18 protein-coding genes and 1 tRNA gene are annotated in these 14,706 nt (G+C 75.5%); 11 read left to right on the plus strand and 8 right to left on the minus strand.

The features are described 5' to 3' along the window. Positions 1-160: 160 nt before the first annotated feature. Positions 161-355: a hypothetical protein gene (locus HDA31_RS22510; RefSeq protein ID WP_074473701.1), complete on the plus strand. Its 195-nt coding sequence runs from the start codon at positions 161-163 to the stop codon at positions 353-355. 27 nt (positions 356-382) lie between these two features. Here HDA31_RS22510 and orn read toward each other — a convergent pair whose 3' ends face one another. Next, the gene (gene orn, locus HDA31_RS22515; protein WP_178063689.1) at positions 383-979 is read right to left on the minus strand and encodes an oligoribonuclease; all 597 of its coding nucleotides are present in this window, start codon (positions 977-979) and stop codon (positions 383-385) included. 67 nt (positions 980-1,046) lie between these two features. Between orn and HDA31_RS22520 the strand changes: the two genes are divergently transcribed. Further along, a complete protein-coding gene (locus HDA31_RS22520) occupies positions 1,047-2,336 on the plus strand; it encodes a glycosyltransferase 87 family protein (RefSeq protein WP_178063688.1) in 1,290 nt (429 codons plus the stop codon). Between the two features lie 271 nt (positions 2,337-2,607). On the opposite strand, the gene HDA31_RS22525 is transcribed toward HDA31_RS22520, so the two are convergent. The 3 genes from HDA31_RS22525 to HDA31_RS22535 all read right to left on the minus strand — a co-directional run bounded on the left by HDA31_RS22525 (position 2,608) and on the right by HDA31_RS22535 (position 5,812). After that, positions 2,608-3,249 carry a hypothetical protein gene (locus HDA31_RS22525; protein ID WP_178063687.1) on the minus strand — a complete coding sequence of 214 codons (642 nt, stop codon included), beginning with the start codon at positions 3,247-3,249 and terminating at the stop codon, positions 2,608-2,610. 156 nt (positions 3,250-3,405) lie between these two features. Beyond that, the gene (locus HDA31_RS22530) at positions 3,406-4,134 is read right to left on the minus strand and encodes a YcnI family copper-binding membrane protein (RefSeq protein ID WP_178063686.1); all 729 of its coding nucleotides are present in this window, start codon (positions 4,132-4,134) and stop codon (positions 3,406-3,408) included. 16 nt (positions 4,135-4,150) lie between these two features. After that, a complete protein-coding gene (locus HDA31_RS22535; protein WP_178063685.1) occupies positions 4,151-5,812 on the minus strand; it encodes a copper resistance CopC/CopD family protein in 1,662 nt (553 codons plus the stop codon). 257 nt (positions 5,813-6,069) lie between these two features. Between HDA31_RS22535 and HDA31_RS22540 the strand changes: the two genes are divergently transcribed. The 4 genes from HDA31_RS22540 to HDA31_RS22555 are packed head-to-tail and all read left to right on the plus strand — an operon-like array spanning position 6,070 to position 9,074. Continuing rightward, on the plus strand, positions 6,070-6,684 hold the full coding sequence (locus tag HDA31_RS22540; protein WP_376701407.1) for a sigma-70 family RNA polymerase sigma factor: 615 nt from the start codon (positions 6,070-6,072) through the stop codon (positions 6,682-6,684). Between the two features lie 32 nt (positions 6,685-6,716). Next, entirely contained in the window at positions 6,717-7,238 is a 522-nt protein-coding gene (locus HDA31_RS22545; RefSeq protein ID WP_178063684.1) for a MauE/DoxX family redox-associated membrane protein, read from the plus strand. Then, positions 7,231-7,947, plus strand: a complete 717-nt coding sequence (locus HDA31_RS22550) for a DsbA family protein (RefSeq protein WP_178063683.1) — start codon at positions 7,231-7,233, stop codon at positions 7,945-7,947. The genes HDA31_RS22545 and HDA31_RS22550 overlap by 8 nt, the downstream gene beginning before the upstream one ends. Then, on the plus strand, positions 7,944-9,074 hold the full coding sequence (locus HDA31_RS22555; RefSeq protein WP_246384462.1) for a hypothetical protein: 1,131 nt from the start codon (positions 7,944-7,946) through the stop codon (positions 9,072-9,074). Before HDA31_RS22550 ends, HDA31_RS22555 begins: the two co-directional genes overlap by 4 nt. Here HDA31_RS22555 and HDA31_RS22560 read toward each other — a convergent pair. The 4 genes from HDA31_RS22560 to HDA31_RS22575 are packed head-to-tail and all read right to left on the minus strand — an operon-like array spanning position 9,064 to position 11,748. After that, on the minus strand, positions 9,064-9,822 hold the full coding sequence (locus tag HDA31_RS22560) for an energy-coupling factor ABC transporter ATP-binding protein (protein ID WP_178063682.1): 759 nt from the start codon (positions 9,820-9,822) through the stop codon (positions 9,064-9,066). The two genes, HDA31_RS22555 and HDA31_RS22560, sit on opposite strands and share 11 nt — an antisense overlap. Continuing rightward, positions 9,819-10,589, minus strand: a complete 771-nt coding sequence (gene cbiQ / locus HDA31_RS22565) for a cobalt ECF transporter T component CbiQ (protein ID WP_074473684.1) — start codon at positions 10,587-10,589, stop codon at positions 9,819-9,821. The genes HDA31_RS22560 and cbiQ overlap by 4 nt, the downstream gene beginning before the upstream one ends. A gap of 11 nt (positions 10,590-10,600) precedes the next feature. Further along, positions 10,601-11,032, minus strand: a complete 432-nt coding sequence (locus tag HDA31_RS22570) for a PDGLE domain-containing protein (protein WP_178063681.1) — start codon at positions 11,030-11,032, stop codon at positions 10,601-10,603. Further along, positions 11,029-11,748, minus strand: coding sequence for an energy-coupling factor ABC transporter permease (locus HDA31_RS22575; RefSeq protein WP_074473681.1), 720 nt, complete (start codon positions 11,746-11,748; stop codon positions 11,029-11,031). Before HDA31_RS22575 ends, HDA31_RS22570 begins: the two co-directional genes overlap by 4 nt. 152 nt (positions 11,749-11,900) lie before the next feature. Here HDA31_RS22575 and bcp point away from each other — a divergent pair, with 152 nt between their 5' ends. The 5 genes from bcp to HDA31_RS22600 all read left to right on the plus strand — a co-directional run bounded on the left by bcp (position 11,901) and on the right by HDA31_RS22600 (position 14,675). Further along, complete coding sequence (gene bcp, locus HDA31_RS22580) at positions 11,901-12,377, plus strand: thioredoxin-dependent thiol peroxidase (protein WP_074473679.1); 477 nt, start codon at positions 11,901-11,903, stop codon at positions 12,375-12,377. A gap of 223 nt (positions 12,378-12,600) precedes the next feature. Then, on the plus strand, positions 12,601-13,182 hold the full coding sequence (locus HDA31_RS22585; protein ID WP_178063680.1) for a pyridoxamine 5'-phosphate oxidase family protein: 582 nt from the start codon (positions 12,601-12,603) through the stop codon (positions 13,180-13,182). Positions 13,183-13,263: 81 nt separating this feature from the next. After that, positions 13,264-13,351: transfer RNA gene (locus HDA31_RS22590), tRNA-Leu, on the plus strand. A gap of 210 nt (positions 13,352-13,561) precedes the next feature. Next, on the plus strand, positions 13,562-14,008 hold the full coding sequence (locus HDA31_RS22595; RefSeq protein ID WP_178063679.1) for a DUF5980 family protein: 447 nt from the start codon (positions 13,562-13,564) through the stop codon (positions 14,006-14,008). A 115-nt stretch (positions 14,009-14,123) separates the two neighbouring features. Next, entirely contained in the window at positions 14,124-14,675 is a 552-nt protein-coding gene (locus HDA31_RS22600) for a GNAT family N-acetyltransferase (protein ID WP_178063678.1), read from the plus strand. Positions 14,676-14,706: the final 31 nt, after the last annotated feature.

Here is a 14,706-nt window from a genome sequence, read left to right on the forward strand (position 1 = left end):
GTGCGCGGGTTGGTGGGGGCCCGGGGGTGGGCGGCCGGGCAGCGGGGCCGCCGACGACGGGCGGCGCGCCGTCACACCGCCGGCGGCGGGAACCCGGGGCGCTCCGACCACGTCATATCTATTTCCATACATGTACAACTTTCTCTGGGACGGTAAGGTCATGCCGAATCTGCCTGAGGACCGACACGAGCAGGACGCCGAGCGGCGCCGGCGGGGCACGCGCGGGTGGTTCCCGGCACAGCCGGCATACCGGGAGGCCCGCAACGCGCGCGGCGCCCGGCCGGCCTTGTCCTGGGCGGAGCTGAACCGGCTGCCGGCCGGCTGCTCCACCCGGCGCGGCCTGACGGCCCGCTGACCCGAACCGACGCGGGGCCGGGTGGGCTCAGAGCTGCGCGGCGATGGCCTTCGCGCTGTCCACGTCCGGGCCGGGCAGCGGGACGAAGACCGTCCGCCGGTAGTACTCCAGCTCGCGGATGCTCTCCCGGATGTCGGCCAGCGCCCGGTGGGCCAGCCCCTTCTTGGGCTGCCCGAAGTAGACCCGCGGATACCAGCGCCGGCACAGCTCCTTGATGGAGGAGACGTCGATCATCCGGTAGTGCAGGTGGGCGTCGAGGCGCGGCATGTCCCGGGCGATGAAGCCCCGGTCGGTGGCGATCGAGTTGCCGCACAGCGGGGCGGAGCGGGCGTCCTTCACGTGGCTGGTGACGTAGTCGAGCACCAGGTCCTCGGCCTCGGCGAGGGTCACGGTGGACCGCCGGACCTCCTCGGTCAGCCCGGACTTGCCGTGCATGGTGCGCACGATCTCCGGCATCGCCGCCAGCGCCGCCTCGTCGGCGTGGACGACCACGTCGACCCCGTCGCCGAGCACGTTGAGGTCGGGGTCGGTGACCAGCGCGGCGACCTCGATCAGGGCGTCCCTGCCGAGGTCCAGCCCGGTCATCTCACAGTCGATCCAGACGAGGAGATCAGCCACGCGCACAGCCTACGCGCAGCCCGCACCCTCGCGCCTCGGCGGCGTACGCGGGATGGACCGCTAGGGTTTCCCCGTGCCAGCTGAACCGATCGCGCCACCCTCCGTGACCGCCGACGAGCCGGGCGGCCGCCGGGTCCGCCGGCTGGTCACGGTGCTGGCCCTGGCGGCCGTGCTGCCCGCGCTGTACCTGCCGGGCCTGAAGCACGACTTCCTCGATCTCAAGATCTACATGCGGGCGATGGACTGGTGGGCCGCCGGCCACCCGCTCTACGACTACGTGCAGCCGGACCGGGTGCAGGGCGAACTGTACTTCACCTACCCGCCGGTGAGCGCGCTGCTGCTGCGCCCGTTCGCGCTGCTGCCGCTGGGGCTGACGATCGCGGTCTTCACGGTCCTCACCGTGCTCGGCGTGGTGGTGACCACGCGGTGGCTGCTCGCCCCGGTCGTGGCCCGGCACGGCCTGCCCCGGGTGTTCACCCTCACCGTCGGGGTGCTGCTGGTCTTCGCCGTGGAGAGCACCCGGGAGACGATCACCTTCGGCCAGATCAACATGCTGCTGGTCGTGCTGATCCTGGCCGACCTCCTGTTCGCCGTGCCGCAGCACCGGCGCTGGGCGGGCGTGGGCGTCGGGCTGGCCACCGCGCTGAAGCTCTACCCCGGCATCTTCATCGTCTACCTGCTGGCCACGCGGCGGTGGCGGGACGCGGCCGTGGCCTCGGCGACCGCCGCCGGCGCCACGCTGCTCGCCGCGGCCGTCGCGCCGGCGGACTCGTGGCGGTTCTTCACCCACGAACTGTGGGCGACCGACCGGGTGGGGCGCACCGACTACACCGGCAACCAGTCGCTGTTCGGGCTGCTCAGCCGGCTCACCGCGCCCGCCGAGCCGAGCCGGGCGCTGTGGCTGGCGCTGGCCCTGCTGGTCGCCGGGTACGGGCTGTGGCGGGCCGCCCGGGCCGCCCGCGCCGGGGACGCGCTGACCGGCCTGACGCTGACCGGCCTGGTCGGGGCGCTGGTCAGCCCGATCACCTGGACCCACCACATCTACTGGTTCGTGCCGGCGGTGGTGCTGCTGGCCGACGCGGCGCTCGGCACGGATCCGACGACGCCGGCCGGGGCCCGACGCCGACGGTGGCTGACCGGCCTGGCCGTCGGCACCGGCGCGCTGATCGGCTACGGGGTGGTGTCGTTCCACGACTGGGGGGTGGCCCCGGTGCCCACCGACTCGCCCGGCGAGTTCCTGGCGCGCAACGCCTACGTGCTGCTGAGCCTGCTGCTGGTGGCGGCCCTGCCCGTCGCCCGCCCCGCCCCGGCATCCGCCCATCAGGGCGAGAAATCGCACCAAATGGACAGTTGTCCCGAGTAGCGTCGTTACCGGCTAATCTTACCCATACCTCGGGCATCCCCCGTGGCACCGATCCCCCGGTGCAGGCGGCCCTCCGTGTCGGCAGCACGGAGGGCCGCTCGCCTGCCGTGCAAGGAAGGGCCCCCGCTTAACGCCTCCGGTCGAGAGGGGCTCCCCGCTCACCGCCCCGCAGGGCACCGGGCCGCCCCGCCGGGCGCCGGGTCAGGGGCGCCGGGTCAGGGGCGCCGGGTCAGGGGCGCCGGGTCAGGGGCGCCGGGTCAGGGGCGCCGGGTCAGGGGTGCCGGCGACGGGCGCTGGGCGCGGCGGGGCGGATGCGGCGCGGCTCGACGCGTACCGGCCGGGTGGTGGCCTCCGGCGCCGCCGGCGGCCAGGCCGGCGGGCCCGCAAGCGCCGACGACCCCGACGACGCCGGGCGGGCCGACGGGCCGGGCGGGAAGGGCGGCGGGGCCAGGTCCGCGAGGGTGGCCGGGCGACGGGCCGGGGCCGGGCCCAACGCGGGCCGGAGCCGCCCGGCCGCCGCGCCCACCGCGACCAGTTGCCGGTCGGCGGGCACGGCCGGGTCCGGCGCGGGACGCGCGCCCAGCCCACTGAGCGAGGTCACCCCGAGCCGGTCGGCGAGCACCGGGACCTGGTCGGGCTCGACCACGAAGACCACCTCGCGCGGTCGCGCCGGGCGCAGCAGCAGCGCGGCGGAGGCCACCAGCAGGACGCCGAGGGTGGCCAGCAGCCAGGCGGCGGCCGGGAACCAGTCGGCGGCCACGCGCGCCTGGAGGGCCACCGCCCCGACTCCGACGGTGAACCCGCCGGCGGCGTCGGGGTGCCGGGACAGGACGCCGAACACGCCTGCGGCCAGGAGCGCCGGGATACCGATGGTGAGCAGCAGCATGCCGACGAGCGCGCGAGCGATCCGCATCCGTGTCGTTCCTTCCGTGGCCTGGGTACTCGGCCGACCTTACCGGCGCAAAAGGCGCAATCGACCCGATATCAGCAGCAACGGCGTACGACGGGGGCCGGAAACGGGCCGGCCCGCCGGGTGGACCGGCGGGCCGACGGGCGGGGGGCTCCCGGATCAGCTCGTCGCGGCCGGCCCCCGCCGGGTACGGGCGAACGCGAGCCCGCCGAGGACCAGCCCGGCCAGGCCGGCGACCAGCCCCGCGACGCCGAACGCGAGGCCCGCCCCGCCCTCGGAGTCGTCGTCATCGTCCGCCGCCGCGGCGGGCGCGGCCGGGGCCGGGGCGCCCTCCGTCGGGGCGGCGGCGGTGAGGGTGAGCACGGGGGCCGGCTTCTCCGGCTCCTCGGCCCCGGCGGCCGGCTCCTCGATCCAGCGCACCACCGTGCCGTCCGAGTAGGTCTGGAGCGCCTTGAACACCATCGTGTCCACCTGCGGCAGCGGCCCCATCGACACCGGGAACTCCTGGAACTGGCCCGGCTTCACCGCCGCGTCGCCGGTCGCCGTCCAGGTGATCTTCGCCACCGCCTCGGTGACCTCGCTGCCGTGCACCTGCACCGGCGGGTCGACCTTGCGCTTCTCCACCGCCACCGTCCACCCCGGCACCGGCATCGTCGACACCGAACCGACCGGCGCGTTCTCCGGCAGCACCACCTCGACCTTCGTCGTCGACGTCTCGTCGCTCTCGTTCGGCACCCGGAACGCGAACCGGCCGTAGCCGCCCTGCGTCGCCTCCTTCGGGTTGACCGAGACGTGCGCCGAGGCGGGCGCGGCCACGCCGAGCACCACGGCGGCGACAGCGCCGAGGGCCAGGGCGGCGGCGGTTACGGAACGGCGGTGACGGAGCATGGGGGACTACCTTTCGTCAACGGATCGGCACGGTGGCGCTCACCGTGGCCTGGTCGATGTCCGAGATGCGGACGGTGAAGCGGAACTGCCAGTCGCCCGAGGCGGGCAGGTTGATCTCCCCGGACGCGTGGTTGTCGGTCAGCGGCAGCAGCGGGATCTCGATCGGCTCGATCCCTGCCGACGGCAGCGCGGCGGTCGCCTTCCACTCGGCCACCGGCTGCGGCCGGTTGTCCGACGTGTACGCGTACAGGTGCATCGAGTTGTTGCCCCGCCGGGCCGGGTCCAGCTCCACCTGGAGCGAGTAGAGCGGGCTGGACAGCGTGGTGGTGAAGAAGTTGTCCGGCGTGCCGGCCACCTCGGCGGCGCTGCGGGCCGGCGGGGTCTGCACCAGGGTCGCCGTCACGCCGAGCACCACGGCCGTGATCGCCATCTCGACCCAGACCGCCCGGCGCACCGGGGCCGGGTGGGCCGCGGCGGTGCGCCGGCGCACCAACGCCCGGGAGTACGCCGCCACGCCGATCACCAGCGCGAACAGCAGGATCTTGGCCAGCACCAGCCGCCCGTACGTGGTGTCGACCAGGGCCGCCGGGGTGGCCACCTCGATCAGCGCCTGCACCGTGCCGGCGAGCAGCAGCGCCGCGACCGACAGCGCCGCCCAGCGCGACCAGACGGGCAGGATCGCGCCCAGCTCCCGCTCGTCGGCCAGGCGCAGCAGGAAACCGCCGAGCATCACCAGCCCGCCCAGCCACACGGCCATGCTGCCCAGGTGCACCGCGTCGACCACCACCGACACCGCCGGCGCGGGCGAGGCCGCCGGGTGCCCGGCCAGCGGCCAGGTGAACAGCGCCGCGCCGCCGAGGACCGCCAGGATGATCGCGTCGGTGCGCCCCACCGGCCCGGCGAAGAGCGGGCGGAGCAGGAACGCCGCCGCCGCGAGCAGGCCGAGCCGGACCAGGTGCGCCGTGCCGTACGTGCCGCCGAGCACGTCGGCGAAGCCCGCGCCGGTCACGTCGAACAGCCCGCCGCCGGCGGTGTAGGGCACCTGGAGCCACAGCTCGGCCACGGTGGCGAACGCCAGCACGCCGACCCCCGCCCAGGCGAGCCGGGCCGGGCCGCGGCGGTCGAGCCGGCGCGGCCACAGCGCGCCGAGCACCAGCGCGGGGCCGACCAGCAGGAGCAGGCCGGCGTAGCCCAGGTACTTGGCGACCTTGACCCCGGTCTCCACCACCGGGTCGGCCCGGGTGTCGGACCCACTGTCCGTCGGCGGGGTCGACGGCGCGCCCACCGACCAGGTGAACGCGCCGGAGATCGGGTGGTTGTCCGCCGAGATCACCCGGTAGCTGATGAGGTACGTCCCGCGCCCCGCCGACGGGTCCACCGGGATGGTCACCACGGTGTCGGAGAACGACGGCTCGCCCCGGTCGGCCCGCGCCCCGTCCGGGGCGATCACCCGGATCTTCCCGGCCACCTTGCGCACCGGCTCGCTGAACGTCAGCACCACCTCGGACGGCGCGCTCGGCACCACGGCGGAGGCGGCCGGGCTGCTGCTCACCAGCACCGCGTGGGCGCTCGCGGGGGTGGCCGGGGCCAACAACAGGGCGACGACGGTGACCAGCAGGCCGGCGAGCGTGCCGAGGCGCGCGAGCCGGCGGGGGGGCCGGAGAGTGGCAGCAGTCATGCCGGCCATGCTCGCCGATGAACGGACCGATCGGCGAGCCCCACCCGGCGGTCGGGCGCGCCGCCGGCGCTTCCCGGGGTCGCCGACGCCTGCGGGTGCCCGCCGTCCGGCCGCGCCGACAGCGCCACGCGGACGTAGTCGCAAGTCATGAGGGGATGGTCGGGCGGGGCACCGGAAAAGTTCCCGGAGTGGGCCACGTCATCGGAAGGGTCGAAGGACCCTGCCGGTCACCGGCACGCCGCGTACCGTGGTCTGACGTGATCCCCGCGCCGCGCGAGCCCGCCGCCGACGGTCCCACCGACCCGGCGGGTGGTCGTGTCCCCGACCCGGCGGCCCCGCGCGGGGCCGACCCGGCGACCGGCTGGGCGCTGGCCGCCCGCGACGGCGACCCGGCGGCCCAGGCGGCGTTCGTCCGGGCCACCCAGGCCGAGGTGTGGCGGTTCGCCGCCGCGCTGGTCGACCCCGACACCGCCGACGACCTCACCCAGGAGACCTACCTGCGGGCGTTCCGGGCGCTGCCCGCCTTCGCGGGGCGGTCCAGCGCCCGCACCTGGCTGCTCGGCATCGCCCGCCGCGCCTGCGCCGACCACCTGCGCGTCGTGGTCCGCCGCCGCCGGCTCGCCGAGCGGCTGGCCAGCCACGCCCACACCGACCTGCCGCACCCGGACCCCGCCGGGCAGCTCGGCGCCGTCGACCTGGTGCGCCGGTTGCCCGCCGAACGACGCGGGGCGTTCGTGCTCACCCAACTGCTCGGCCTGTCGTACGCCGAGGCCGCCGCCGTGGAGGGGGTGCCCGTCGGCACCATCCGCTCCCGGGTGGCCCGGGCCCGGCACGACCTGGTCGAGTCGGCCGGCGACGCGCTCGCCGGATGATCAGGGAACCGCAGCCGGGGCCGGGACGACCAATGAGCGTGACCGCATCGCACACCGGGGCCACCCGCTGGGCCGCCGTCCGGCCCTGGCTCGGCGTCGCCGCCCGGCTCGGCCTGGCCGCCGTCTGGCTGGTCGCCGGCGGGGCCAAGGTCGGCGACCTGGCCGCCTCCGGGCGCGCCGTCAACGCCTACCAGGTCATGCCGTACGACGTCGCGACCGTGATCGGCGCGGCGCTGCCCTTCGTCGAGCTGGCCCTCGGTGCGCTGCTGCTGGTCGGCCTGGCCACCCGCCTGGCCGCCGGGATCTCGGCGGCCCTGCTGGTGGTCTTCGTCGCCGGCATCGCCTCGGCCTGGTCGCGCGGCCTGGCCATCGACTGCGGCTGCTTCGGCAGCGGCGGGCAGCTCGCCGCCGGGCAGACGCCGAGCTACCTCCCGGAGATCCTCCGGGACCTGGGATTCCTGGCCCTGGCCGGGTTCCTGCTGACCTGGCCCCGCACCCCCGTCTCCGTCGACGGCTGGCTCGCGGGCCCACCGGTGGAGGACGATGATGAGTAGTCGCAAGGGGCAGCGGAACGCCGCCCGCGTGGTCCGCGAGCAGCTCGCCCGGGAGCGCCGGCGCAAGCGCACCCTCTGGACGTCGCTGGTGGCGGTCGCCGTGCTCGTCATCGCCGGCGGGATCGGCTGGGCCGTCTGGTCCAGCCAACGCTCCGACACCTTCACCGCCCCGCCGGGCGCGACCGAGGCCGGCACCGGCATCGCGTACGGGACGGGCCCGGTCACCATCGACCTGTACGAGGACTTCCTCTGCCCCGCCTGCAACCAGTTCCAGCAGACCAGCGGCGCGACGATCGACCAGCTCGTCAGCGAGGGCAAGGCGCGGGTGGTGTTCCACCCCGTCGCCTACCTCAACCGGTTCTCCACGACCGAATACTCCACCCGCTCCTCCGCCGCCTCCGGCTGCGCCGCGAAGGGCGGCAAGTTCCAGGAGTACGCGAAGGCGCTGTTCGCCAAGCAGCCGCCGGAGGGCGGCGCGGGGCTGAGCGACGACGAGCTGGTCGACATCGGCGCGGGCGTCGGGCTGAACCGGGACGACTTCGCCTCCTGCGTCTCCGACGGGACGTACAAGGCGTGGACCGAGCACGTCACCGAGGACGCGAGCCGGGCCGGCGTCACCGGCACGCCCACCGTCAAGGTCAACGGCGCGGAGGTCGCCGACCGGTCGCCCGCGGGCCTCACGGCGGCGGTGGCGGCGGCCGGCAAGTGACCCCCGCCGCGCCGCTTTCCGCCTTCCTCGCCCGGTTGGGCCGGCCGGCCGTCACCGCGCGGCTGGTCGGCGTGCTCGCCGGGCTGGCCGCCGTCCTCGCCACGGCGACGCCGGCCGCCGCGCACGGCGGGGAGTCGCCCGACGGCACGGACTACCGGGCCGAGGTGACCGGCGTCGCGCCGGCCCGGCCCGGGCTGACCGCCCGCGTCGTGGAGGGCGGGGCGCGGCTGGAGCTGGTCAACCGCACCGGGCGGCCGATCGAGGTGATCGGCTACACCGGCGAGCCCTACCTGCGCGTCGGGCCGGACGGGGTCTACGAGAACAGCCGCTCCCCGGCGACGTACCTCAACCGGACCCTCGCCGGGGACACGGCCCTGCCCGCCCGGGCGGACCCGGCCGCCGCGCCGGACTGGCGGCGCGTCGGCGACGGGCCGACGGCCCGCTGGCACGACCGGCGCGCCCGCTGGCAGGAGTCGGCCCCGCCGGCGGTGGTCCGCGCCGACCCAACCCGGGAGCAGCGGGTCCGGGACTGGGCGGTGCCGCTGCGCGACGGCGTCGAGCCGCTGGAGATCCGGGGCACCCTCGACTGGGTGCCGCCGCCCGACGCGTACCCCTGGTGGGTGGCGGCCACGCTCGGCTTCCTGCTGGTCGGCTCCGCCGGGCTGCTGGCGGCCGGCACCCCGCTCGGGGCGCGGGCGCTCGCCGGGGCCGGCGCGGCGCTGGCCGTGGGCGGGGTCGCCGCGATCGTGTTCACCGTGGGCCGGGAGCTGGACGCGGGCGCCACGGGCGTCGGCGGGGTGCTGCTGGGCCTGCTCGGCGGGCAGGTCTGGGCGCTGCTCACCGGCCTCGGCGCGCTCGCGGCGGGCGGCTACGCGCTGGCCCGCCGCCCCGCCGCCGACTTCGCCCTCGCGCTGGCCGGGGCGTGCCTCGCCCTGTTCGCCGGGGTCACCAACGTCGCCGTCCTGGCCCGCTCGGTCCCCCCGCTGCCCTGGCCGGGCGGGGTGGCCCGGGTCCTGCTCGTCCTGGTCCTGGCCACCGGGGCCGGCGCCACCGCGGCGGGCCTGCTCCGCCTCCGCGCCGCCGCCCACCGGGCCGTCCCCGCCCCGGCGGAGCCGGTCAGGGGGTGAAGCCGTAGGGCAGCTCCAGGCGGTGCGCGGCCAGCAGCTCCCGGTCGGCCAGCAGCTCCCGGGTGTCGGCGTCGGCGACGATGCGCCCGCCGTCGAGGATCACCGAGCGGTCGCACAGCTCCCGCGCGTACGGCAGGTCGTGCGTGACCATCAGCAGGGTCACCGGCAGGTCGCGCAGGATCTCGGCCAGCTCCCGGCGGGCCGCCGGGTCGAGGTTGGACGACGGCTCGTCCAGCACCAGGATCTCCGGGTGCATGGCCAGCACGGTGGCCACCGCCACCCGGCGGCGCTGCCCGAACGACAGGTGGTGCGGGGCCCGGTCGCGGTGCCCGCCCATCCCCACCGCCGCGAGGGCCTCGTCGACCCGGGCGGCCAGCTCGGCCCCGCGCAGGCCCAGGTTGGCCGGGCCGAACGCCACGTCCTCGGCGACCGTGGGCAGGAAGAGCTGGTCGTCGGGGTCCTGGAAGACGATCCCGACCCGGCGGCGGATCTCCGCGAGGGTGTCCCGGTCGCGGCCCACCGTCAGCCCGCCGACGCTCACCGTGCCCGCGGCGGCGGTGAGGATGCCGTTGAGGTGCAGCACCAGCGTCGTCTTGCCCGCGCCGTTGGGCCCGAGCAGCGCCACCCGCTCGCCGCGCGCCACGGTCAGGTCCACCCCGTCCAGGGCGACGTGCCCGTCCGGGTACGCGTACCGGACGCCGCGCACGTCCAGGGAGGGGGGGGCCGGGTTCTGCACGCCACCGATCATGTCAGGGCGACGGCGGTCGCGGCGATCCCGGCCGCGACCAGCGGCACCGTCGCCCCGACCAGCCACTGCCCTGCGCTCGCCGCGCCCGCGCCCTGCCACACCGCCGGCATCCGGCCGGCGTAGCCGCGCGACAGCATCGCCAGGTAGACCCGCTCGCCGCGCTCGAACGCGCGCAGGAACAGCGCGCCGATCCCGGCGGCGAAGCCGCGCAGCTGCCACAGGAAGCGCGGGTCGTCGCCGCGGGAGACCCGGGCCACCCGCATCCGGCGGGCCTCGCCGACCAGGACGTCCAGGTAGCGGAGCATGAACGTGGCGATCTGGGTGACGATCTGCGGGCAGCGCAGCCGGTCCAGGCCGACGATCAGGTCCCGCGTCGTCGTGGTCGCGGCCAACAGGAGCGACGCGAGCACGCCCAGCGTGCCCTTCGCGACGATGTTCCAGCCGCCGAGCAGCCCGTCGACGGACAGGGCCAGCCCGGCCACCTCGACCCGCTCGCCCGCGCCGAGGAACGGCAGCGCGACGGCGAAGAGCACGAACGGCAGCTCGATCGCCGCCCGGCTGAGCAGCCAGCCCGGCCCGACCCGGGCCAGCGCGGCCACGGCGGCGACCAGCAGGGCGTACCCGCCGAACGCCCAGAACGCCGTGCGGGGGGTGGCCACCACGGCGAGGGTGAACAGCACCATCGCGGCGATCTTCACCTCCGGCGGCAGGCGGTGCACCGGGGAGGTCGCCTCCCGGTAGAGCACGTGCGCGTGACCGGCCCCCATCGTCGGGCCGCCTACCGGGACCGCGCGGCGCGCGACGCGTCGTCGGCCGGGCTCCCGGCGGCCCGCCCGCCCGCCTCCGCCGTCGCCGCGCCGGCGGCCGGCTGCTGCGGGCCGCGGCGGCGCAGCAGCCAGAAGACGCCGCCGCCCACGGCGAACGTGAGCAGCACGCCGAGCACCCCGGACAGCCCGGTGGAGAGGAAGTCGTTGTCGAGGCCACGGACGCCGTAGTCGGCGAGCGGGCTGTCAACCAGCTCGTGGTCGCGCTCCTGCTGGGCGGGGCAGCTGCCGCCCGTGATCTCCCCCTCCGCGTCGACCGTGCAGCCCCGCAGCAGCGACGAGTCCAGCCCGTCGGGGTGCGCCGAGGCGTAGTTGCTCACCACGCCGGCCAGCAGCAGGGCGACCAGCAGCCCGCCGACGACGAATCCCCAGGGACGCTTGCTCATCGGGCACCTCCGGCAGCCGGGACGACGGGGGCCGGCGCGGCCGGCCTGAGGGCGCGCAGCGCGTAGACCAGATCGGGGCGGACCTTGGCGACGGTGACCACCGTGGTGGCGGTGATCAGGCCCTCGCCGATGCCGATGAGGAGGTGGACGCCGGCCATCGTGCCGGCCAGGCCGGCGAGGTTGCCGCCCAGGTCGGTGGTGCCGCCCAGCCAGTACTGGAGCACGAAGCCCTGGGACGCGACCACGACGCTGACCAGCGCCGAGACGAAGGCCGTCACGCCGAGGCCGACGGGGGTGCGGGGCAGCACCCGCAGCAGCAGGGCGATCAGCAGGTACGCCGCGGCGGTGCCGAGGACCGCCATGTTGGTGACGTTCAGGCCGAGCATCGCCACCCCGCCGTCGCCGAAGACCAGCGCCTGCACGACCAGCACGACCGCCACGCAGAGCGCACCGACCCACGGGCCGACCAGCAGCGCGGCGAGCGCGCCGCCGAGCAGGTGGCCGCTCACCCCGGCGGTGAAGATCGGGAAGTTGAGCATCTGGACGGCGAAGATGAACGCGGCGACGAGCCCGGCCATCGGGGCGAGCCGGTCGTCGAGGTCGCGCCGGCCGCGCAGCACGCAGAGGGTCAGCACGGCGAGGGCGAACGCGGCGAAGACGGCGGCGACCGGGCCGTTCACGATGCCGTTGGAGATGTGCATCGCCAGGGTTTCCACTCGACCTCCCGCAGGCCCGGCGGGAGCGTCCTCGCCGGCTCGACCCAGCCTATTTCCACAGATGAGCTGTTGCCAATCCCTTGCAACAGTGCGGAGGCGTCGATCACGGTGCGGTCGGCCCGGCGGACCCGGGACGGCGGTAGGGTTCGGCCATGACCGCGCCCGCCCGCCTCAGCCCCGGTGACCCCGCGCCCGAGTTCACCCTGCCGACCGACACCGGCGAGAGCCTCTCCCTGGCCGACCTGCGCGGCCGGACGGTGATCCTCTACGCCTACCCCGCCGCGATGACCCCCGGCTGCACCAAGCAGGCGTGCGACTTCCGCGACTCGCTCGCCTCGCTGCGGTCCGCCGGCTACGAGGTGGTCGGCATCTCGCCGGACAAGCCGGAGAAGCTGGCGAAGTTCCGCGAGCGGGACGCCATCACCTTCCCGCTGGTCGCCGACACCGACCGGGCGGTGCTCACCGCCTACGGCGCGTACGGCGAGAAGCAGTCCTACGGGCGCACGGTGACCGGGGTGATCCGGTCCACCTTCGTCATCGACCCCGACGGCAAGATCGAGCGGGCGCTCTACAACGTCAAGGCCACCGGCCACGTCGCCAAGCTGCGCCGCGACCTCGGCCTCGACTGAGCGACCCGGCCACCGGGCCCGCGCGGCTCGGTCGACACGGCCGGCGAGGCGGCCGCGCCCCGGCACAACGGCAAGCAGCGAGATGGCCGGGGCGGCACCCGCCACCCATACTTCCCTGGTAGCGATCAGACTACGGCCGGTGACGCCGAGGGTCGCCGGCCCCACCGTGGGCGGGCACCGCGACGAGGCGGCTGCCGGCATCCGCGGGCGGGAAGGGGCAGCTGTGGACTACGCCGAAATCGTGCACCTGGTCAACACCGATCCGGTGGCGCAGGTGTTGCTGGATTCGCCGGTCGCGATGCGGCTCGGCTACGTGGGCCTGGACGGCCACCCGCGCACCGTGCCGGTCGCGTACCTGTGGAACGGCGAGGCGTTCCAGTTCGCCAGCCCCACGACCGCGTACAAGGTGCGGGCGATCGCGGCGCACCCGCAGGTCTCCTTCAGCGTCGACACGTACTCGCCGGAGGTGCGGCGCAGGGTCGCGGCGCAGCTCGGGCCGACCGTCTCCGACTACACGCCCGTCGTCATGCTGGTGCGTGGCACGGCGTCGATCGAGGTCCACCCCGGGGTGCCGGACGTCCACGTCAAGGCGTCGTGGCGCATGTTCGCGGACAAGAGCCTGGCCCCGGGCTGGGAGCAGCAGAAGCGCGCGCACACCACCGACATGGCGGTGGTCACCATCAAGCCGACCCACCTCACGCTGTGCGACTTCGTGACCCGCTTCCCGCCGCCGGTCGAGATCAACGCGCCCGCCCACGACCCCGCGCACGGCGGGAGCGACAGCACGCCGGTCCCGGTCAACTGATCCCGGGCCCGGACCCGGGCGGTCCGCCTGCCGGACGGTGCCAACACGAGGGACGCCGAACCCTCTAGACTCCTCGGGCAGGCGGGAGTGGTGGAATTGGGTAGACACGCAGGATTTAGGTTCCTGTGTCCGTGAGGACGTGGGGGTTCGAGTCCCCTCTCCCGCACCACGCTTCCATCGCGCGCACCAGGGTTTCCGTCGCGCGCATCATCGCGGTCGACGGGCCGGCCGAGACTTCGACCGGCCCCGTCGCGCGCCGGACTCCGGCGCGACCGCCTCCCCCGGCTTGCCGAACCGACCCGGCCGTCCCATATTGATAGATGGCGATGCGTCGACGAGGCCGGTCGCCGCTGTCCGTCGCACGCCCCGGGAGGCTTCGATGTCACGACCGATCTTCGGCACCGTACGGCTGGCGCTCGGGCTGGTCACCGCGCTGGCGGTGACGCTGGTCGGCGGCCAACCGGCCACCGCGTCCGGCACCGCCACCACGGCGGCCACCTGGCGGCTGACCGACATCGGGCAGCGCATCTGCATCCCCGCCGGCCAGTCCTGGTGGACGTACTTCTGGATCACCATCGACGGGCAGTGGTCGACGCCGATCGAGGTCGGCGCGCGGAACCTGCCCGCCGGCACCACCACGAGCCTGCCGCAGGCCCCGATCCCGCCCGGGTCGAGCAACGGCAACACCGCGCTCACCCTGATCGCGATGACCCTGCCGCCGCTCTCCTACGGGGTCTACCAGCCGGAGCTGACGGCGTCGGACGGGGTGCAGACGCAGAGCGTCCCCGTCACGATCAAGGTCCAGGAGAGCTGGGGCTGCGCCTGAGCCCGGCCGGGGCCGACTCCCGCCGGGCCGACGGGGGTCGCGGGCGGCCGGCACCCGCTGTTGCGCCGGTCACGATCGGGCGTCCCCCGGGCGGCGGCGGGGCCAGGATGACGGGGTGAGCCTGCGCTTCGTCCTCGACCCCGACCCCACCGCCGAGCTGCGCGGACGGATCGTCGACCTGTGGGTGGACGTCACCAACGCCGGCGGCGCGGTCGGCTTCGTGCCGCCGGTCACCGCGGCCGACGTCCGCCCCGTCGCCGAGGCGACGTTCGCCGGCATCGTCGACGGCCCGGACCGGCTGCTCGTCGGCTACGACGGCGACCGCCCGCTGGCCGTGCTGGTCTTCGCCGACAACCGGTTCGACCTCAAGGCGCACTGGTGCGTGCTGAAGCGGGTGATGGTGCACCCGGGCACGCAGGGCCTGGGATACGGCTCGGCGCTGATGCGGGAGGCCGAACGGCTCGGCCGGAAGCTGGGCCGCCAGGCGCTGCACGTGACGGTGCGGGGCGGGCTGGGGCTGGAACGCTTCTACGCGCGGCTCGGCTACCGGGAGGTGGGCCGGCTGCCCGGCGCGCTGCGGGTCGCCCCGGGCGACGACCGCGACGAGATCCTCATGTGGCTCGACCTCACCGCCGGCAGCCCCGATGCCGAGCAGGCGTCGCGGTAGTCCGATCAATGGCCGGTTGCGGTGCGATCGC

The sequence above is a fragment of the Micromonospora carbonacea genome, assembly GCF_014205165.1.
GTDB classification, from domain to species: domain Bacteria; phylum Actinomycetota; class Actinomycetes; order Mycobacteriales; family Micromonosporaceae; genus Micromonospora; species Micromonospora carbonacea.